17 protein-coding genes and 2 pseudogenes are annotated in these 18,600 nt (G+C 60.2%); 10 read left to right on the top strand and 9 right to left on the bottom strand.

Features of this window, described 5'->3' with window-relative positions:
* Positions 1 to 3 precede the first annotated feature (3 nt).
* The 6 genes from CKW18_RS08490 to CKW18_RS08465 all read left to right on the top strand — a co-directional run bounded on the left by CKW18_RS08490 (position 4) and on the right by CKW18_RS08465 (position 6,861).
* Positions 4 to 1,005: a polysaccharide deacetylase family protein gene (locus CKW18_RS08490; RefSeq protein WP_095188415.1), complete on the top strand. Its 1,002-nt coding sequence runs from the start codon at positions 4 to 6 to the stop codon at positions 1,003 to 1,005.
* The gene (locus tag CKW18_RS08485) at positions 1,002 to 2,309 is read left to right on the top strand and encodes an oligosaccharide flippase family protein (RefSeq protein ID WP_095188414.1); all 1,308 of its coding nucleotides are present in this window, start codon (positions 1,002 to 1,004) and stop codon (positions 2,307 to 2,309) included. Before CKW18_RS08490 ends, CKW18_RS08485 begins: the two co-directional genes overlap by 4 nt.
* On the top strand, positions 2,306 to 4,225 hold the full coding sequence (locus CKW18_RS08480; RefSeq protein WP_095188413.1) for a hypothetical protein: 1,920 nt from the start codon (positions 2,306 to 2,308) through the stop codon (positions 4,223 to 4,225). The genes CKW18_RS08485 and CKW18_RS08480 overlap by 4 nt, the downstream gene beginning before the upstream one ends.
* A gap of 62 nt (positions 4,226 to 4,287) precedes the next feature.
* Positions 4,288 to 4,977, top strand: coding sequence for an N-acetyltransferase (locus CKW18_RS08475; protein ID WP_095188412.1), 690 nt, complete (start codon positions 4,288 to 4,290; stop codon positions 4,975 to 4,977).
* 4 nt (positions 4,978 to 4,981) lie between these two features.
* On the top strand, positions 4,982 to 6,172 hold the full coding sequence (locus tag CKW18_RS08470) for a GNAT family N-acetyltransferase (RefSeq protein WP_095188411.1): 1,191 nt from the start codon (positions 4,982 to 4,984) through the stop codon (positions 6,170 to 6,172).
* Complete coding sequence (locus CKW18_RS08465) at positions 6,169 to 6,861, top strand: N-acetyltransferase (RefSeq protein WP_095188410.1); 693 nt, start codon at positions 6,169 to 6,171, stop codon at positions 6,859 to 6,861. Before CKW18_RS08470 ends, CKW18_RS08465 begins: the two co-directional genes overlap by 4 nt.
* A 137-nt stretch (positions 6,862 to 6,998) precedes the next feature.
* Here CKW18_RS08465 and CKW18_RS08460 read toward each other — a convergent pair whose 3' ends face one another.
* The gene (locus CKW18_RS08460; RefSeq protein ID WP_095188409.1) at positions 6,999 to 7,805 is read right to left on the bottom strand and encodes a bifunctional 2-polyprenyl-6-hydroxyphenol methylase/3-demethylubiquinol 3-O-methyltransferase UbiG; all 807 of its coding nucleotides are present in this window, start codon (positions 7,803 to 7,805) and stop codon (positions 6,999 to 7,001) included.
* Positions 7,806 to 7,970: 165 nt separating this feature from the next.
* Complete coding sequence (locus CKW18_RS08455; RefSeq protein ID WP_095188408.1) at positions 7,971 to 8,876, bottom strand: LysR family transcriptional regulator; 906 nt, start codon at positions 8,874 to 8,876, stop codon at positions 7,971 to 7,973.
* 121 nt (positions 8,877 to 8,997) lie between these two features.
* Between CKW18_RS08455 and CKW18_RS08450 the strand changes: the two genes are divergently transcribed.
* Positions 8,998 to 10,020: an alpha/beta hydrolase gene (locus tag CKW18_RS08450; RefSeq protein WP_095188407.1), complete on the top strand. Its 1,023-nt coding sequence runs from the start codon at positions 8,998 to 9,000 to the stop codon at positions 10,018 to 10,020.
* Positions 10,021 to 10,128: 108 nt separating this feature from the next.
* The gene (locus CKW18_RS08445; protein WP_095188406.1) at positions 10,129 to 11,556 is read left to right on the top strand and encodes a mechanosensitive ion channel family protein; all 1,428 of its coding nucleotides are present in this window, start codon (positions 10,129 to 10,131) and stop codon (positions 11,554 to 11,556) included.
* Positions 11,557 to 11,775: 219 nt separating this feature from the next.
* On the opposite strand, the gene ycaC is transcribed toward CKW18_RS08445, so the two are convergent.
* The 5 genes from ycaC to CKW18_RS08420 all read right to left on the bottom strand — a co-directional run bounded on the left by ycaC (position 11,776) and on the right by CKW18_RS08420 (position 16,504).
* Positions 11,776 to 12,399 (bottom strand): isochorismate family cysteine hydrolase YcaC, encoded by a 624-nt coding sequence (gene ycaC, locus CKW18_RS08440; protein ID WP_095188405.1) that lies wholly within the window; start codon positions 12,397 to 12,399, stop codon positions 11,776 to 11,778.
* A 69-nt stretch (positions 12,400 to 12,468) separates the two neighbouring features.
* Positions 12,469 to 14,307, bottom strand: coding sequence for an amidohydrolase (locus tag CKW18_RS08435; RefSeq protein WP_095188404.1), 1,839 nt, complete (start codon positions 14,305 to 14,307; stop codon positions 12,469 to 12,471).
* Positions 14,308 to 14,337: 30 nt separating this feature from the next.
* Positions 14,338 to 14,964: an antibiotic biosynthesis monooxygenase gene (locus tag CKW18_RS08430; protein ID WP_095188403.1), complete on the bottom strand. Its 627-nt coding sequence runs from the start codon at positions 14,962 to 14,964 to the stop codon at positions 14,338 to 14,340.
* Positions 14,957 to 15,373 carry a DoxX family protein gene (locus CKW18_RS08425; RefSeq protein WP_095188402.1) on the bottom strand — a complete coding sequence of 139 codons (417 nt, stop codon included), beginning with the start codon at positions 15,371 to 15,373 and terminating at the stop codon, positions 14,957 to 14,959. The genes CKW18_RS08430 and CKW18_RS08425 overlap by 8 nt, the downstream gene beginning before the upstream one ends.
* A 207-nt stretch (positions 15,374 to 15,580) precedes the next feature.
* Complete coding sequence (locus CKW18_RS08420; protein WP_095188401.1) at positions 15,581 to 16,504, bottom strand: LysR family transcriptional regulator; 924 nt, start codon at positions 16,502 to 16,504, stop codon at positions 15,581 to 15,583.
* A 56-nt stretch (positions 16,505 to 16,560) separates the two neighbouring features.
* Here CKW18_RS08420 and CKW18_RS30960 point away from each other — a divergent pair.
* Positions 16,561 to 16,788 (top strand): annotated as a pseudogene (locus CKW18_RS30960) (helix-turn-helix domain-containing protein); the annotation flags it as partial.
* Here CKW18_RS30960 and CKW18_RS08410 read toward each other — a convergent pair.
* Positions 16,786 to 17,040: pseudogene (locus CKW18_RS08410) on the bottom strand (DJ-1/PfpI family protein); the annotation flags it as partial. The pseudogenes CKW18_RS30960 and CKW18_RS08410 sit on opposite strands and share 3 nt — an antisense overlap.
* Positions 17,041 to 17,261: 221 nt before the next feature.
* Between CKW18_RS08410 and CKW18_RS08405 the strand changes: the two are divergent.
* Positions 17,262 to 17,984, top strand: a complete 723-nt coding sequence (locus CKW18_RS08405; protein WP_095188400.1) for a pirin family protein — start codon at positions 17,262 to 17,264, stop codon at positions 17,982 to 17,984.
* A gap of 51 nt (positions 17,985 to 18,035) precedes the next feature.
* Here CKW18_RS08405 and CKW18_RS08400 read toward each other — a convergent pair whose 3' ends face one another.
* Complete coding sequence (locus tag CKW18_RS08400) at positions 18,036 to 18,512, bottom strand: hypothetical protein (protein WP_256586910.1); 477 nt, start codon at positions 18,510 to 18,512, stop codon at positions 18,036 to 18,038.
* Positions 18,513 to 18,600: the final 88 nt, after the last annotated feature.

Raw genomic sequence — 18,600 nt, 5'->3', positions numbered from 1 at the left:
GCCATGGCGATCAAACAACTTCTAAAACGCACCAGTGGCTGGCTCTATCTCAACTCGTCCGTGGGCCGCAATCAGTTGCACGGCGCCGGGGTGATCCTGATGCTGCATCGGGTGCTGGCCAACGACCGCGCCGCCGATCTGCCGCACCGCAATGAACTGTGCGTCGGGCCCCAGGCCTTCGAGCATTTGCTGGTGTGGCTGCGCAAGCATTTCGATTGCGTGCCGCTGATGGAAATCCTTCAGCCAAATTCGCTGCGCACCGAGCGCCCGCAAGTGGCACTGACCTTCGATGACGGCTGGCGCGACAACGCCGTCAACGCCTTCGCGCTGCTGCAAAAACATCAGGTGCCGGCGAGTATTTTTCTCTCCACCGATTTCATTGGCAGTCGTCAACGATTCTGGTGGGAAAGCCTCGGCGAAACGCTTTGGGGCAGCCATGGCGACAAGGCGCGGATGCATTTGATCGAATACCTTCGTTCGATCGGTAAGCCATTGCCGGTGCTGGTCGATGACATCGATGTGCAGCGGCGCAGTCTGGCCCTTTTGCATTATCTGCAAAGTTTGAAAGATCTCGACCCGCAGGTGCTGGAACGGCTCACCGACGAGTGCCCGCAGGATTCTCTGCCGCAGGCCCTGGACTGGCATCAGGTGCGCGCAATGGAAGCTTCGGGGCTGGTGCGGTTCGGCCCGCACGGCGCCAGCCACGCGATTCTTACAGGCCTTGATAGTGCGCGCCTGACCCAGGAAATCAGCCGCAGTCGCGACGCCTTGAACAACGGCTGCAATCGGCCGTTACCGGTGTATTGCTACCCCAACGGGGATAACGATGAGCGCGTGCGCGAGCAGGTCGCCAATCACGATTATCCGTTTGCCCTCGGCACCGCTACCGGTCTCTATCGTGGGGCCGGCGACCCTTTGAACCTGCCGCGCTTCGGTGTCAGTCAACGCACCGCACGCAATCCCGAACTGCTGTCGTTACGCATCTTTCGCGGGGCACGCACATGAGCCGAGGCAACTACCTCAAGCATCTGGCCCTGAGTATGGGCACCAAGCTGGCGATGATCGCCTTGCGCCTGCTGCGCAACGTGTTGCTCGCGCGGATTCTGGGCCCCAGTGAACGCGGTTTGTTTGCCTTGCTCAGCACCCTGCCGGACTTGATCAGCGCCGCCACCAGTGGCGGGCTGAATTCCGCGGTCGGCTATCAAGCGGCCAAGCAGCGGCCGATGGGTTTGCTACTCGCTCAGGTGCTGGTGTTCGGCTGTCTGCTGGCGGGGCTGCTGACCTTGCTGGTGGTTGCGTGGGTGCGTGAGTTCGGCGGCGAACTGGATATAACGATGCAACTCGGTCTGCTGGCCTGGCTGTTGCTGTTGGCGGTGCCGCTGACCGTACTCAAAAGCGGCCTGCTGACATTGCACAACGCCTCTGGCGGCGTGGTCGCGTTCAACGTGCTGCGCCTGATCGAATCGCTGGCGCCGCTGCTGCTGTTTCTTGCGCTGTTCTGGATGTGGAAAAGTGCTGCGCTGGAAGCGGCGCTGATCAGTTGGCTGGCCGGGATCAGTCTGGTGGTGCTGGTGGGATGGATGTGGCTCAAGTGCGCGCAACCGATGCAGCTGCAATGGGACCGCGCCAGCCAGAACGAACTGCTGCGCTTCAGTGCGCGCAGCCATCCGGATCTGCTATTCCAGCAAGTGATTCTGCGCTCGGATTATCTATTCATCGGCGCCCTGCTCGGCAGCACCGCGCTGGGTCACTACGCAATGGCCAGCGCCGCCGCCGAACTGCTGCTGATCGTCCCCGAAGCGGTGACCACGCCGCTGATGAAACGCCTGCTGCAACAGGACAAAGGCATGGACAAAGTCACCCCGCTGGCGCTGCGCCTGACTGCCACAGTGATGTTGGGCGCCTGCTTCACGATGGCGGTGATCGGAGAATGGCTGATCGTCACCCTGTTCGGCGTTGCCTACCAGCCGGCCTATCCGGCGCTGCTCGCATTGCTGCCAGGCCTGCTGGGCCTGTGCTACGCGAGCATTCTGCGTCTGGACTTGATTGGCAAAGACCGCCCCGGCACGGTGTCGTTACTGATGGGCATCGGCGCCATGCTCAACCTGGCGCTGAATCTGCTGTTGATTCCTGCCTACGGGATTGTCGGTGCAGCGGCGGCTTCATCGATTGCCTACCTGGCCGTCACTGTGGCGATGCTGGTGCTTTATTGCCGCTTGAGTGGCGTGCCGTTCTGGCAAACCTTGATCATCCTGCCCAGCGACATCACCCCGATGTGGCTGATGTTGCAACGCCGGAAGGCAGCATGAAACGCCTGGCCCTGCTGCTCGGTCTCGGCCTGTCGCTGGACGCCTACGCGGCGTCGATGCGCTGGGGCGATATCCGCGACGGCAGCTTGTATCTGCAGGCCGATCGCGCGGACACCGTGACCGTCAGCTGGGTGCCGGCGTGGCAGGCAGAGGCCAACGAAGAGCATCTGTATCTACTCGACGGTCAGGGCATGTTGCAGGGCGAACGGTTGATCAAGGCCAATGAAACCCGGGGCAGCCAGAGCTGGCCGCTGGCACCTGGCGCGGCGAGTTATCAACTGGAGATTCCCGGCTACAGTTTCCGCGGTTACCGGATCGAACATGACGAAAAAACCGTGGCGCTGTTTGCCCCGGCCAAGGTGCATTTCAGCGCGGAAGTGCGGAACGGCACTGAGCTGTATTTCAGAGTCGCACCCGGCGAACACGCGGTGCTGGCCGGCAAGTTCCATGGTGGCGTCAGCGGTTTGCAGGCACAGCGGGTTGGCGATGGACAGCAACTGTCATTGGCACTGAAACCCTATCGTGCCTATTGGCAGTTCGATCAAGTCGCGCTGCCCGTCAGCGAACAACCGCAGGTCTGGCGCCTGCTTCTGCAAGGCAGGGGCAAAGCAGCATTCTGGCTCGACGGCACGGCGAATCTGTTTGCGCAGAATCCGCAGCAGCTCAAACCCTTGCAGTCAGAACCCGGGCAGACGCGTCTGACCCTGCACGACAAAGTCCTCGGACGCACGCCGGATCTGGGAATCGCACTGCCTTACCTCGTACCGCCGCCGTCCAGTCACGCCCTGCTCGATGCCTTGAAACCCAGCGCTGCGAGCTATTACAGCTTCGTTGATGTCACCTCGAAGAATCCGCATTTCGAAGACGCTTTTCGTCAGCTTTATCAAAATCGCTTCGGCATCCGCCAGGACATCACCCTGCTCGCCGGCACCGGGCGTCAGGCCGATCTGCGCGCCGATGTACAAAGCAACAGCGGCCTCGACGCCTGGCTCGCCGGCACCCGCGCTCTGGGTGGCAAAGGCACGCATTACATCGGTTTCGCCGACGAGCCTAACCTCAACTATTCAAGCTACGAACAATACCGGGCGATCTTCAACAGCATGGCGCGGCAGGTGCGCAGCGACCCGGCCAACGCCAAGGCCGGGGTGCGCATTGCCATGCCGGCCAGTTCACGCTTGGTCAACGGGCCGTTCACCGAAAACGCGGCGGACAAGCGCGGCATCGACTGGGCGCGGCGTCTGCTCAGTGAATCCGCCGATCAGGTCGATGCCTTGGCCTGGCATGAATGGATGATTCGCGACCTGCTCGCGACCCGGGTCTACCGCGACAGCGTGCGCCGCGCAGCAGACCTGGTGGGACTGGACGCCAAAGGGCAACCACGCAAAGCGTTGCTGCTGGATCAGACCAATCTGTCCAGTGGCTCAGCCCTGAGCCCCTACGACCAGGAAACCCATTACACCTCGCTGTGGTGGGCCTCGGTGGTGATCAACGCTTCTCAGGATGGGCTGCTGAGCATGCTCAACTGGTTTCAGGCAGCCGATGAACCGCCCTACGGCAAAGGCATGGTGCGGGTGCTGGACAATGGTCGTTTTGAATTGAAACCGGTGGGCCTTGCCCAGCAATTCATCGCGCGGCATTGGTTGCCGCAAGTGCTGCAACTGGATAACGACGCTTTTGAGGTGGATGTTCTGGCGATGGCCGGCGACGAGCAGCGCGCACTGCTCGGGGTGAACAAAGGCACACGCCTGCAACGCGTTGATCTGAGCGGCGCCTGGTGCCCGCTGAACCAAAGCGCCCTGCGTTTCTTCGGCGCCGACAATCGCAGCCGCGACATACCGTTTGCCTGCGAAAACGGGCGCGTGCGTTTCGAATTGCCGGGGCAAACCCTGTTTGCCCTGAGCTGGAGCGCTTCATGAGCCGCCCTTCTGTCCTGCGAGCGTCATGCCGCGCGTGGCTACCTTCATCGGGAGAAGAGACCATGGATCTTTTGCAAAAACTCAGCGCACATATCCGTCGTAACGGCCTGCGAGCGACCTTGACCAAGATCCGTAGAAAGTACATTTTCGCCCATCAGCAATTGCTGTGGATGGAGCGTGATCTGGTCAGCCCCGTGCCGCCGCACAACCTCAAACCCTACCCACCGCTGCGCGTAATGAAGATCACCGCAGACAACGCCAGTGCCTTCACCCGTTACTTCGGCGACCGTGTGGGCGTCATGGCTGAGCTGGCCAATGAAGGTCGCACTGGGCTTATGCATGTCGACGAGCATGGCGATGCCGTGGCGTTTATCTGGGGCACGCCGCACGATTATTTCGATCGGCATTACTACGGTTGCCGGTTCCCGGTGAAACCCGGCGAGCTCTTCGAATTCGGTGGCGAAATGACCCGCGCCTACTGGGGCACCGAATTGTCAGTCGATGTGCAAGTGCGCCTGTGGAAAGCCATGGCCGAGGAAGGCTGCAGCAAAGTGGTCGATGTCTGTGAGTCGACAAACATCCCGGCACTCAAGCTGCACGTGCGCATGGGCTATACCGAACAACAGCGGATCATGAATATCTACACGCTGTTCGGTCGCTGGCGCTTCTACCGCGAATCCCGCTACAGCGGCTCGCGCCTGGAAGAACTGCGCAAACCTTCCCGTCCACCTGTCACAGCAACGGCGGCCTGAACCTATGGTGATGCGATTCGAATGGCGCACGTCCCTGTGCGCTGCCGATTTCCCGGCAGCGGCCTACGAGGCACTGCGTCTGCGTGTGGCCGACCACACGCCGTTCAACAACCTTGGCTGGTTGTGCGCGGCAGAACAGGCCTTGGGCGAAGATCAGCGCCTGCACATTCTGCTCGGCTGGGAAGCAGAGCAATTGCATCTGTGCCTGCCACTGGTGGCCAGCCGCGAACGCTTCGCTGGCGTGCCGTTTCGTGTTTTGCATCACTTGGGTTATCCGCTGGCCGATCGCCTGGCCCTGCTGTCGTTGCTCGGCAGCGAAGACATGCACAAAGCACTGGTGCTGATCCGTGAGCGTCTGCCCCATGCGCTGCTGCAACTCAATGAACTGTCGGAACCTGCCGGTGAAGAAAGTGCGCTCACCGAATGGATGGCGCACAGTTCCACTGCTGAACGACGCCTGAGTTGCCGGGTGCCGGTGCATCTGATCAGCGACGCCGATCATCGCGAGGTTTCCGGCGACCCGCGCTACAAGCTGCGTCGGGCGCGCAAACGGATTGCTGCATGCGGCGCGCAAGTGCGGCGAATCACCCCCGATGCGCTGTCGATGCCTACGATTTTAGAAGCGCTGCAGGAAGTCGAGTCGGTCAGTTGGAAAGGTGACGAGGGCGTCGGGATTTTCGCCACCGAACGCAGTCGTCAGTGGATGGAAAGCGCCTTTACCGCCCTCGCCGACCGAGGCCTGGTGCGGGTCGTGACGCTGGAGCTGGACGGCCGCTGCATCAGCTATCGCCTAGGCCTGCTCGAACAGGGCCGGCTCTACGATTACAACCTGGCGTTTTTGCCACAGTACGCCGACCTCGGCAGCGGCCGGGTGTTGCTGGAGGAATGGATTCGCTGGGGGCTGGATGAGCACTGGCGCTGGATCGATGCGTCGCGGGTCAGCCTGGACAACTCCAGCCATCAACTGCACGAACGCATGACCGGACAACTGGAGCACTGGCGCTGGAGTTTCTACTCGTGGCGCCCGAGCGGCTTGCTGCTGGGCCTGGGGCTACGCCTTTGGCACTACGTCAAACCGTCCCTGCAAAAATGGCGCGCAGGGCGTGCCGGCAACTCGACAGCGACGAACACATCCGAAATTCAACCGGCAACACCATCCAACACACCTGGGCTAGCGCCTCGGAGGGCATCATGAAAGTCATCGAAAAAGTGCTTCTGCGCATCAGAGAAAGAGGCCTGCGCCGCACCCTTGGCGCGCTGGGCAAACGTTACGTATTCGCTCACCGTGAATTGCTGTGGATGGAGCGCGATCTGGTCACACCGATTGCCCCGAACAAACTGCGCCCTTGTGAAGGCTTGCGCAGAGTCGACATCACCGAGGAGAACGCCAAGGCATTCAGCAAGTACTTTGGTGACCGCGTGCAGACCATGGCCGAGTTGGCCGCTGAAGGGCATACGGGGCACATGCACCTGGACCAGGACGGTCACACCGTCGGGTTCGTCTGGGCCAGCACTCGCGACTATTACGACCGCCACTTCTACCGCTGCACGTTCCCGGTCAAGCCCGGTGAATACTTTCAGTTCGGTGCCGAGATCACCCGGCAGTATTTCGGCAGTAGCTTGACCGTCGATGCACAGACCGCACTTTGGCAAGTCATGGCTACCCGAGGTTTCGAAAAAGTGGTGGATATCTGCGACGGCGCCAATGTACAGGCCCTGAAGATGCATATGCGTCTGGGCTATCAGGAACAGGGGCGTATCACCCACGTCTACGATCTGTTCGGACACTGGCGTTTCTTCCGCGAGACACGCTACAGCGGCTCAAGACTGGAGGCTTTGCGCAAGCCGGAAAGACCGGTGGTGACGGCAGCGGCGCAGGCTTGATTCACATTTGAAATGTTGTGGCGTTAATGATGCAGCCTTCGCGAGCAAGCCCGCTCCCACACTGGATTTGTGTACGACGCAGATCCAATGTGGGAGCGGGCTTGCTAGCGAAGAGGCCGGTTGTCGCGATCAAGAATTCAGGACTTGGTGGCAACCAGGGTAAAGCACATGGGTATCTGCGCCTCCTGATTCACGTAACGGTCATACACCTCTTCGCGATTCGAATGTGCATATTCCTTGAAATGCGCAATATTCAGCCCTGCTCCGATGCCGCCGCTGAAGATCGCTCCCAGGGTATGCACGAACCAATAAGACTTCGCCGCCTGCTGTTCAATCTTGCCGACATAAACAATTGGTTCTTCCTGCACAAACGGCTCGGTGCGGAAATACGAGCTGGCGATGCGGTAAGGATCTTCGCCGTCAGGGTCGACCATCTCCAGAAACGGATGGGTTTCGTAGATCACCAGTTTGCCGCCCGGTTTCAGCGTCGACGCTACATGGCGGAAAAATTCGCCAATGTCCGGCATCCAGTTCAGAACGCCAATGGTGATCAACGCTACATCGAAGCGCTTGTGCAACGAGGCCGGCAGGTGATGGATATCGCTTTCGATGAATTCGGCGTTGTGCGCTGAGCAACTGTTCAGCTCGCGCGCCTGGTCGAGAAACGCGCTCGACTGATCAACACCCACCACCTTCCGCGCACCGAGAGCGAACAGCGAAAGACTCTCGCGACCGTTGTTGCAGCCCAGTTGAATCACGTCTTTGCCGTCAACGCCGACCTCTTCCAGCAACCCGCGCAGAGTGTCGTCGAGGCAGGAGAAATCCGCATGTGCGACGTCGTTCAGCAGCGCCTGCCAGTCAGGCGAATCCTGATGATGGCGGGCGGAATCGTTCCACGCCTGACGATTGCTTTCGATGGCGTTTTTATTGTTGGGCACTTCCATGGCGCACTCCGGACGATGCTCTTGATTGAGCGGTCGGAGTCTAGATCAGCCCGCCCCTCCAGATTGTTGCAATCTTGTAAGCCCCCCGTAGGAACTGCCGCAGGCTGCGATCTTTTGATGTCGTTTTATAAACCAAAGCCAAAAGATCGCAGCCTGCGGCAGCTCCTACAGGGAGTTTGTGGTTGCGTTCTGGTTAAGGCGCTCGCGCAAAAACTCGATCAACGCCTGCACCGGTCGCGAGGCCTGGCGATGTTGCGGATACACCGCCGACAGCGTCAGCGGTTCCGGACGCATGTCATCAAGCACCCGCACCAGTCGTCCATCCTTCAGCGCGGCGCCGACAATGAACGTCGGCAGATAAGTAATCCCCATCCCCTGCACCGCCGCATCGCGCAGCAAATCACCGTTGTTGACGCGCATGCGTCCACTGACATTAACCAGCAATGGCTTGCCCTGCCCTGCGTTGAACCGCCATTGCACTGAACGCCCATGTCCGTAAGGCAGGCAGTCATGACCGAGCAAATCTTCGGGTTTGAGCGGTGTGCCGCGTTCGGCCAGATAAGCCGGGCTGACGCAGTAAACCCGTTCGATGGAGGCAATACGGCGGGCGATCAAGGTCGAGTCTTCCAGCACGCCAATGCGCAGCGCCAGGTCATAGCCCTCACCGAGCAGATCCACCGGGCGGTCGCTCAAGTCGACCTCCACCGTGACCTCGCGATAGCGCTGCAAGAACATCGGCAACAGACAACCGAGGTGCGCCACGGCAAACGACAGCGGCGCACTCAGGCGAATCGTCCCGCGTGGCTCGGCGGTTTGCCCGGCGATGCCCTGCTCGACCTGCTCCACTTCGCCGAGCAGACGCAGCGCTGATTCGTAATAGCTCTGGCCCAGCGGGGTGACGTCCAGGCGCCGGGTCGAGCGATTCAACAAGCGCACGCCGAGGCGCTCTTCCAATTGCATCAAGCGACGGCTGACGAACTGCTTGGACAGGCCCAATTGATCGGCCGCTGCGGTGAAGCTGCCGGAGTCCATGACCTGGCAAAAAATACGCATGTCTTCGAACGGATTCATTGTCACTCTCTGGTGGACAGTTAAACGCTTTATAGCCGCTTTTTCACTTTTCGGCATCCCACTAATCTGTGCTCACGGTTTGAAAACACCACCACTCAATTAATCGAAAATGGAATTGCACATGAACATCGTCAAACAAACCCTGACCGCTTCCCTCCTCGCTTTGTCCATCGGCAACGCTTTCGCCGCCGGCAGCCCGGGTGTCGAACACAACACCCAGGCCTTCCTCGAAGCCCTCGCCGCTGGCGGTGGCAAGCCGCTGGAACAACTGAGCCCGAAAGACGCCCGTGCGGTGCTGACCGGTGCGCAGGCTTCGGTGAAGGTTGATCTGTCCGGTGTGGAAGTCAGCGACAAGGCGATCAAGGTCGATGGCCAGACGATCAACCTGAAAGTGGTGCGTCCGGCCCAGGTCAAAGGTGAGTTGCCGGTGTTCATGTTCTTCCACGGTGGCGGCTGGGTGTTGGGGGATTACCCGACGCACCAGCGCCTGATCCGTGATTTGGTGGTGGGTTCTGGCGCGGTCGCGGTGTACGTCGATTACACGCCGTCGCCAGAGGCACAGTACCCGACCGCGATCAACCAGGCTTACGCCACCACGAAATGGGTGGCCGAGCATGGCAAGGACATCGGTGTCGACGGTAAACGGCTGGCGGTGGCCGGCAACAGCGTCGGCGGCAACATGGCGGCAGTTGTGGCACTGATGGCCAAAGAACAGAAAACCCCGGCGCTGCGCTTCCAGTTGCTGATGTGGCCGGTGACCAACGCGCAGTTTGACGATGGCTCGTACCAGCAGTTTTCCGAGGGCCATTTCCTCACCAAAGGCATGATGAAATGGTTCTGGGACAACTACACCACCAAGCCGACCGAACGTGCGCAGATCCACGCCTCGCCACTGAACGCCAGCGCCGAACAGCTCAAGGGTTTGCCCGCCGCGCTGGTGCAGACGGCCGAGTTCGATGTGCTGCGCGATGAAGGCGAAGGTTATGCACGGCATCTCGATGCGGCAGGTGTGCCGGTGACTGCGGTGCGCTACAACGGGATGATCCACGACTTTGGCCTGCTCAATCCGCTGAGCCAGATTCCCGAAGTGAAAGCGGCGGTGCGCCAGGCAGCGGCTGAGCTGAAAACCCATTTGCAGCCTTAACGGCAGAAGATCGCAGCCTTCGGCAGCGCCTACATTGGAATGCATTTCCCTGTAGGAGCTGCCGCAGGCTGCGATCTTTTTATTGGCAGACACTGCGGAGCTCCGGCCATGACCCTTTTCTATACTCACCTGCTGTCCTGGAGCGCCGCCCTGCTGCTGCTCGATGCGGTGCTCTGGCACTTCTCGCCCTTCACCCATCGCGCCCCGAGAGTCGGTGTGCGGCTGATGCTGTTTCTGGCGTTCAGCGCGCTGGTGATCAACGCCGGTGTCAGCCCGTTGCAGGCGCCGCAGTTTGCCGATGACCAGGTCGCGCAATTGGGCGCAACCGCGCTGGGCATTCTCTGGTGGCTTTACGCGGCACGTGTGCTCACCGAAGTGATCGGTCTGATCCTGATGCGCCGCATCGGCCACAGCGGTCGCTTGCTGCAAGACGTGATCGGTGCGCTGGTGTTTCTGGTGGCCATCGTTGCCGCCGCCGGTTACGTACTGGAGCTGCCGGTCAAAGGCTTGCTGGCGACGTCCGGTGTGTTCGCGATCGTCGTCGGTCTGGCGCTGCAAAGTACCTTGGCCGATGTGTTTTCCGGGATCGTGCTCAATACCACCAAGCCGTATCAGGTGGACGACTTTGTGGTGATCGACGGCGTCGAGGGCAAAGTGCTCGACATCGACTGGCGCGCTACGCACCTGCTGACCAGCGCCGGCACCCTGGCCGTGGTGCCCAACTCGGTGGCAGCCAAGGCCAAGATCGTCAACCTCAGCCGGCCGAACAACATGCACGGCGTGTCGATCAGAATCAAAGTGCCCAATCACATCCGCCCTCGCCGGGTGCTCGACGCCCTCGACCGTACGCTGCAAGGCAGTAGCAGCCTGCTGCTGAGTCCGGCGCCAAAAGTGGTGTTGAAAGAGGCCGGCGAAGAAATGTCCGAATACGTCGCCAGCGGTTTTATCGCCGAACTGGGCAAGAAAAGCGAAGTGCGCAATCAGCTGTTCGACCTCGCACACCGCCACTTGGAAGCCGCCGGGATTTCGCGGCATCCGAACGGCGTGATAGAACCTTCGACCCGCGCGCGCGCATTGCTCGATGAAGTGAAAATCTTCCGCTCGCTGAGCGCCGAAGAGCGTGATCGTCTCGCCGAGTCGATGGTCGCGCAGCAGTACAGCGCGGGCCAGGTGGTACTGGATCTGGATGAAGTGCCGGACAGTCTGTTCGTGATTGCCACCGGGGTGGTTAGCGCCACGGTGCCGGATGGCGCCGGCCAGACCGAGGCCGGGCGCATGGGGCCGAGCGAGGTCATGGGCGAGCAAAGCATTCTGGCGGATACGCCTTCGCAGGCTACGTTTACGGCGCTGACGTCTTCGATCATCTACCGTCTCGACAAGACCCTCACGCGCGAATGCATGGAGCAGCGCGCTGAGGTTGGTCGGGCGTTGAACAAGTTGCAGGCGGTGCGGCAGCAGAACAGTCGCCTCGCGTTGATGGTTAAACCGGTGGCGGTGAGGAAAGGTGGGTTTCTGGGGTGGTTGCAGAAGCGATGATGTGTGTAGTTCGCAATGGTTTTTCCAGCTGAAGATCTTACCCCCTCACCCCAGCCCTCTCCCCCAAGGGGGCGAGGGGGAAAGGGAGCCGATCTTCGAGCTTTTCAAGGCCCGAGTTCGACCTGATATTTCAGGTCGGAGTAACTCGCACAAACATCTCGGTCAGTCCCCTCTCCCTCCGGGAGAGGGTTAGGGTGAGGGGCTTTTCAGCTCCACCGATTACTGGGCCGTGAACTTGGTATAGCTGTTGATCAGGTTGCGGTAGTTCGGCAGGCGTTCCGAGAGCAGATGCGCCAGGCCTTCCATGTCGTTGCGCCAGTCACCCTGCAGCTCGCAAGCGACAGAGAACCAGTTCATCAGTTGTGCACCGGCCGCCGACATCCGCGCCCAAGCCGCTTGCTGCACGGTGGTGTTGAAGGTGCCGGAAGAATCGGTCACCACGAACACTTCGAAACCTTCAGCGATGGCCGACAGGGTCGGGAATGCCACGCACACGTCAGTCACCACACCGGCGATGATCAGTTGCTTGCGGCCGGTAGCCTTGATGGCTTTGACGAAGTCTTCGTTGTCCCAGGCGTTGATCTGGCCTGGGCGCTGAATGAACGGTGCGTCCGGGAACTGCTCAAGCAGCTCAGGTACGATCGGGCCATTCGGGCCGGCGTCGAAACTGGTGGTGAGGATGGTTGGCAGTTTGAAGAACTTGGCGATGTCGCCCAGGGCCAGCACGTTGTTCTTGAATTCGTTTGGCGAGAAATCCTGCACCAGCGAGATCAGACCAGTCTGGTGATCGACCAGCAGCACAACCGCATCATCTTTGTTCAGACGCTTGTATGGAACGCTCATGGGAAACTCCTCGGTGGATGGTTGTTGCGTGAGGCGCCGACCGTCGGGGTCGGCGCATTGTTGTAAGGATCAGAACGCGAAGCAGGAACAGCCGAACGCGCCCCAGAAACCGGCGAAATCACTGACCGGGGCATTCGACAAACGGGCCTTTTCATGGCTGTGCGAGTGCACGGCGCACGCGCCGACGCACTGATGTACCTGAGCCTGCATCGGCGCGTTCTGGCGCCAGTGGCCCGGGACTTTGGCCACCGGCGACCAGTCCGGCAGCACCGGCACGCTGGCAGGTCCCAGGTCCTGGAAGTCACCGGCGGCGTAAACGATCTTGCCGCCGACCACGGTCAGTACCGACTCGATCCACTTGATGGCTTCTTCTTCGACATGGAAGAAGTCCGCGCTCAGTGCTGCCAGATCCGCCAGTTGCCCGACCTTGATCTGGCCTTTCTTGCCCTGCTCCGACGAGAACCAGGCGCTGCCGTGGGTGAACAATTCCAGCGCGGTGGTGCGTGGCAAACCTTCTTCGTACAGCGCCAGACCGCCGACGGTTCGGCCGCTGACCATCCAGTACAGCGACGTCCACGGGTTGTAGCTGGAAACCCGCGTGGCGTCGGTGCCGGCGCCGACCGGCACACCTTCGGCGAGCATGCGTTTGATCGGCGGCGTGGCTTCGGCGGCTTTCGCGCCGTAACGGTCAACGAAGTACTCGCCCTGGAACGCCATGCGATCCTGAATCGCGATGCCGCCGCCCAGCGCTTTCACCCGCTCGATGTTTTGTGGGGTGATGGTTTCGGCATGGTCGAAGAACCATGGCAAGCCGTTGAACGGAATGTCACGGTTGACCTTCTCGAACACGTCGAGCATGCGGCTGATCGATTCGTTATAAGTCGCGTGCAGACGGAACGGCCAGCGCTGCTCGACCAGGTGGCGCACCACCGGCTCCAGCTCCTGCTCCATGGTTTGCGGCAGGTCCGGGCGCGGTTCGAGGAAGTCTTCGAAGTCCGCCGCCGAGAACACCAGCATCTCGCCAGCGCCGTTGTGGCGCAGGAAGTCGTCGCCCTGATGCAACTTGACGCTGCCGGTCCAGTTCTGGAAATCGGTCAGCTCTTCTTTCGGCTTCTGGGTGAACAGGTTGTAGGCGATGCGCACGGTCAACTGGTCATCTTTGGCCAATTGCTCGATCACTTGGTAATCGTCCGGGTAGTTCTGGAAACCACCGCCGGCGTCGATCGCACTGGTCAGGCCGAGGCGATTGAGTTCGCGCATGAACTGGCGGGTCGAATTGACCTGATACTCCAGCGGCAGCTTCGGCCCCTTGGCCAGCGTCGAGTAGAGAATCATCGCGTTGGGTTTGGCCACCAGCATGCCGGTCGGGTTGCCGTTGGCATCGCGCACGATCTCGCCACCCGGCGGGTTTGGCGTATCGCGGGTGTAACCGGCCACGCGCAATGCGGCGCGGTTGAGCAACGCACGGTCATACAAGTGCAGGACGAATACCGGCGTGTCCGGCGCCGCCTGGTTGAGTTCTTCGAGGGTCGGCATGCGTTTTTCGGCGAACTGGAATTCGTTCCAGCCGCCGACCACGCGCACCCATTGCGGCGTCGGTGTGCGGTCGGCCTGCTCCTTGAGCATGCGCAGTGCATCGGCCAGCGAGGGTACGCCTTCCCAGCGCAGTTCGAGGTTGTAGTTCAAACCGCCACGGATCAGGTGCAAGTGCGAGTCGTTGAGACCGGGGATGACGCAGCGGCCGTGCAGGTCGACCACTTGCGTAGCCGGGCCGCGCAGGGTCATGGCTTGAGTGTCGTTGCCGACAACCACAAAGCGGCCGTCCTTGATCGCCACGGCACTGGCCAGCGGTTTGCTGCGGTCTACGGTATGAAATTGGCCATTGAACAGAATCAGATCGGCGTTCATCGCAGTTCCTTCGACAAAAAATGAATGGGTTCAGCGTGACGGGTGTTCTGTGGGTTCGACGTGGGTATGCGCCTGACCGGCTTCCAGCCACGGCGCGAACAGACGGGTCACGCGGGGCATGAATACGTACACCACCGACAGCACGATGGTCAGGGTGATCAGGAACGTGGCAACCACGTAGTTGGAAAGCAGCGGATGCAGCTTGAGCAGCGGCCCCCAGATCAGCGGCACCAACAGGGTGTGCGGAAAGATCACCAGCAAGGTGATCACCGCCTGCTTCCAGCGCGGTGGCGGTGAGGCGGCGTCGGCCAGCGGTGCAAACCAGAATTCGTTGACCGGGGCGACCTCGGTCTGGTCGCCATCGGCGAGCATCGGCGCAGCTTCTTCGACCAGTGCCTGACGCTCTGACGACTCCAGCCACTGTTGCATCGCCTCGGTCGAGCGAAAGCGCAGCACGCAGGTGTAAGTGTCGAGGCCAGCACGCTTACCGCGCACCACGTCTACCCCCAAATGCCCTTCGCGTTCCCCCGCCACCCGCACGATATTGCGTAGCCAGGCTTCATAGGCAGTTTCAAAACCGGTCTTGACCCGGTGCTTGACGATCAGCGTGACGGTCTCATCGGCCCCCGGTGCTTGTTGACTAAGGACTTCAGGCATAACGCAGTACTCCGGGCAAACGAACGTTGAGCGCCAGCCGTCCTGGCCCGGCGATAAACACAGTGGCAAACAGGATCAACAGCAACCAGCCGAACTGCCCTTCAGCCACACTCCATTGCGGATGCACGACCAACAGCGCCACCAGCAGCACAAAGAGAATAGGCAAGCAGGCCAATCGCGCCAGCACCCCGGCGACGATCAGCAGCGGACAGAGGACTTCGGCGAAGATCGCCAGACATAAGGTCAGGTGAGCACCGAGGTGGAACGGGTCTTCGATCAGTTGCAGTTGGGCGGTAAAGTCCAGCAGCTTGGGCAAGCCGTGTATCCACAGCAGGAACAGGCCGCCGCTGACCCGAAGAAACAGTAAACCGGCGTCGTGCGCCCGTTCATCGCTTTGTGTCGCGTTCATGACCCAACCCTTTAAATGTCATTGGCCTGAATAATGCCAATGCGGGGCGGGGAGAAATTGGATGGGTGTGCTCTCTTTCTTTCAGTCACCTAAAACCAATGTGGGAGCGAGCCTGCTCGCGATAGCGGTGTGTCATTCAACCTTGATGTCGACTGACCGGGCGCCATCGCGAGCAGGCTCGCTCCCACAGGGGATTTACGTTTTTCTTCAGGCTGGCGGGATATCCAGCGATGCCGACATGAACTGACTGATCCGCGAGCGCAGCCATTTTTCTGCCGGATCGTTGTCGTGTACCCCGCTCCAGGCCATCGACAGTTGCGCCGCTTCGATCGGGAACGGTGGGTCTTCGGCGCGCAGGGCACAGCCTTCAACCAGCGCACACGCGGCATAGTCCGGCACGGTGGCAATCATTTCCGTACCGGCGAGCAAAGCGCGCAAGCCGCTGAACTGCGGCACGCCGAGCACCACACGACGGCAGCGGCCGAGTTTGGCCAGATCAAGATCGATGTTGCCGCTCAAATCACCGGAGAACGACACCATCGCGTGCGGACGCTCGCAGTATTCGTCCAGCGTCAGCGGCCCCGGACGGTCGTCGCCGCGCAGCACCTTGCAGGGAATGTCGCGCAGCTTTTTGCGTTTGGCATTGGCCGGCAAGTCGGTGGTGTAACTGACGCCGACCGAGATTTCCCCGGAGGCCAGCAACGCCGGCATCAGCAAATAGTTGGCACGGCGCACCACCACCACAATCCCCGGCGCCTCTTCCTGAAGCTTTCGCAGCAGCGGCGGAAACAGACCGAACTCGGCATCATCAGACAGACCAATGCGGAACACGTCGCAACTGCTCGCCGGTTCGAATTCCTTGGCCCGGCTGACCGCCCCGGAAATGACATCCATTGCCGGTTGCAGCTCTTTAAGGATGGCCAGGGCGCGGGCGGTCGGTTCCATGCCGCGACCGTTGCGCAACAGCAACGGATCATCGAACAGATCGCGCAATCGGCCGAGCGCCGCGCTCACGGCCGGCTGGCCCATGAACAGTTTTTCAGCGACGCGGGTCAGGTTTTTTTCGAACATCAGCGCTTCGAAAATCACCAGCAGGTTCATGTCGACGCGACGCAGATCGTTACGGTTCATGGGCACGAGTTCCTTGCTTGGAAGTCTTGTTCAGTCAGGTGCGCGAGCACCGTACTTTACGCGATCAACGGTACTTTGGCCGCGCCAAGCAGTTGATCCAGCTCACGCACTTGAGCCTGACGCAGATCAGCCTGGAATGCGGTTTCTGTGATCAGGCGCACTTCTGTCATATCTTCACCCGCAGCGAAGGGATCAGCCCGTTCGCCTGGCGCTGTCGTGAGGTGCCGGAGATGAAACTCAAAAGGTCACAAACGTCGGCATTGCCTCTGGGCATGCGCCTGTCTTTCGTTGCACGCACCGGGGCCACCCGGCACCAGCAACTGGTCATAACGCTGCGCGTTGTCATCGATAAGCTGATCGGCGTGCACCAGCACGCCATTGGAGGCGCGTAACGGGCCGCGCTCGGTCCCCAGAGTGATCAACTGATAATGGCGTTCTGGTTTCAAATAACGATTGGCGACCGAGAACACTTCCATCGGCCCGGCCATATCGAGCAGCAGAAAATCGGGAAACAACACCATTGCCACGGTTTTCATGGGTCAACATCACTGATCAAAAAAAGAATAAACGTAAAGCACTGGCTGAGCATTATGGCCAAGTACGCGCTCACCGCCGGAAAAGATTGCGTGAACTGCCATGCAAAACTGTCAACCTGATGGAGACAGTATTTCAACTTTCACCTACTTATTGCATCGAATGGTTAACAGTAACCTTCTCCTCACTCGGACGAATTCACGTCCCGCAAGGAGATTTCATCATGCTGACCCTTCGCAAAGCCTCCGATCGTGGCCTCGCCAATCATGGCTGGTTGAAGTCGTTCCACACCTTTTCCTTTGCCAGCTACCGCAACCCGCGGGAACAGGGTTTTTCTGACCTGCTGGTGATCAACGATGACCGCGTTGCCGCCGGCAAAGGCTTCGGCCAACACCCGCATCGCGACATGGAGATCTTTTCCTACGTGCTGGAAGGTGCGCTGGAACATAAAGACACTTTGGGCACCGGTTCGGTAATCCGCCCCGGCGACGTGCAACTGATGAGCGCCGGCAGCGGTGTGGCGCACAGCGAGTTCAACCATTCGGCCACCAAGCCTGTGCACTTCCTGCAAATCTGGATTGTGCCAGACGTTGGCGGCGCCAAACCGCGCTACCAGCAGGAGCATTTCAGCGCGCAGAAAAAACGCGGTCGCCTGCAATTGATCATCTCGCCGGACGGCAGCGATGGTTCGCTGACTGTGCGTCAGGATGCACGAGTCTACGCCGGGCTGTTCGACGGCAAGGAAAGCGCCACCCTGGAACTGCAGGCCAATCGCTACGCCTACGTCCATGTGGCTCGCGGCAGCGTCGAGCTGAACGGCCAGCTGTTGCAGGAAGGTGACGGCGTGCGGGTTCGCGAGGAACAACTGCTGACCCTGAATAATGGCGTGGATGCCGAGGTCTTGGTGTTTGACTTGCGGCCACAGGAATTGCCGCAGATGCCATGAAGTAATGTCTTCATTGCCCACAAAAACGGCCTTCAAATGAAGGCCGTTTTTTTAATGTGGCGTGCCCGGTAATGGCGACACGGCGGGTATAGGCGGATGGGTGTCCTTGCCTGCTTGAACCGCCGACAAAGTCGTTTGAATCGCTACGTAGACATTGGCTTGATTGGCGTAGTAAGTCGCCACGACGATGCCGACGATTCCAAGGAAATACACAGCGGTTGAGGCCCAATAATTCGCCTTGATGGTCGAGGCCTGTCTGACCGCCTCTTTTGACTCCAGAGCGATTTGCTGCACATTTGCGGAAATGGAGTTGTAGCGGTCTAGCAGGGCCTTGTCTCGTTCGGTCTGAACATCCAGAAATCTCTCGATTTTCGCCGACACATATTCGACCCGGGCATCCATCCTTGCCTCAATGGTCTCGATCCTGGCGTTGAATTCGTCACGGCTGATAGCGTTCATGGCTTGAGTGCTCTGCCCTCTGCTCAATGTGTCGGTGCTTTGATATTGCTCGAATTCCCTGGCTTTCAAGCCGATCCCCTTCCTTGGGTTACCGATACCTTCCCTGACGCATCACTCACAACCCGACTTCTGACGCTGTGTGCTGCCTCAACAATAG

The sequence above is a fragment of the Pseudomonas sp. Irchel 3E19 genome (genome assembly GCF_900187585.1).
Taxonomy (GTDB): Bacteria; Pseudomonadota; Gammaproteobacteria; order Pseudomonadales; family Pseudomonadaceae; genus Aquipseudomonas; species Aquipseudomonas baetica.
This window is presented reverse-complemented; position numbering and strand designations above follow the sequence as displayed.

Excerpts from the sequence above, each read along its gene's own strand:
- CKW18_RS08455 (WP_095188408.1), bottom strand. The coding sequence starts at position 8,876 with ATGAATCCGTTCGAAGACATGCGTATTTTTTGCCAGGTCATGGACTCC.
- CKW18_RS08435 (WP_095188404.1), bottom strand. The coding sequence starts at position 14,307 with ATGAACGCCGATCTGATTCTGTTCAATGGCCAATTTCATACCGTAGAC.
- CKW18_RS08480 (WP_095188413.1), top strand. The coding sequence starts at position 2,306 with ATGAAACGCCTGGCCCTGCTGCTCGGTCTCGGCCTGTCGCTGGACGCC.
- CKW18_RS08475 (WP_095188412.1), top strand. The coding sequence starts at position 4,288 with ATGGATCTTTTGCAAAAACTCAGCGCACATATCCGTCGTAACGGCCTG.
- CKW18_RS08470 (WP_095188411.1), top strand. The coding sequence starts at position 4,982 with ATGGTGATGCGATTCGAATGGCGCACGTCCCTGTGCGCTGCCGATTTC.
- CKW18_RS08465 (WP_095188410.1), top strand. The coding sequence starts at position 6,169 with ATGAAAGTCATCGAAAAAGTGCTTCTGCGCATCAGAGAAAGAGGCCTG.
- CKW18_RS08405 (WP_095188400.1), top strand. The coding sequence starts at position 17,262 with ATGCTGACCCTTCGCAAAGCCTCCGATCGTGGCCTCGCCAATCATGGC.
- CKW18_RS08430 (WP_095188403.1), bottom strand. The coding sequence starts at position 14,964 with ATGCCTGAAGTCCTTAGTCAACAAGCACCGGGGGCCGATGAGACCGTC.
- CKW18_RS08425 (WP_095188402.1), bottom strand. The coding sequence starts at position 15,373 with ATGAACGCGACACAAAGCGATGAACGGGCGCACGACGCCGGTTTACTG.
- CKW18_RS08450 (WP_095188407.1), top strand. The coding sequence starts at position 8,998 with ATGAACATCGTCAAACAAACCCTGACCGCTTCCCTCCTCGCTTTGTCC.
- CKW18_RS08460 (WP_095188409.1), bottom strand. The coding sequence starts at position 7,805 with ATGGAAGTGCCCAACAATAAAAACGCCATCGAAAGCAATCGTCAGGCG.
- CKW18_RS08490 (WP_095188415.1), top strand. The coding sequence starts at position 4 with ATGGCGATCAAACAACTTCTAAAACGCACCAGTGGCTGGCTCTATCTC.
- CKW18_RS08445 (WP_095188406.1), top strand. The coding sequence starts at position 10,129 with ATGACCCTTTTCTATACTCACCTGCTGTCCTGGAGCGCCGCCCTGCTG.
- CKW18_RS08485 (WP_095188414.1), top strand. The coding sequence starts at position 1,002 with ATGAGCCGAGGCAACTACCTCAAGCATCTGGCCCTGAGTATGGGCACC.
- ycaC (WP_095188405.1), bottom strand. The coding sequence starts at position 12,399 with ATGAGCGTTCCATACAAGCGTCTGAACAAAGATGATGCGGTTGTGCTG.
- CKW18_RS08420 (WP_095188401.1), bottom strand. The coding sequence starts at position 16,504 with ATGAACCGTAACGATCTGCGTCGCGTCGACATGAACCTGCTGGTGATT.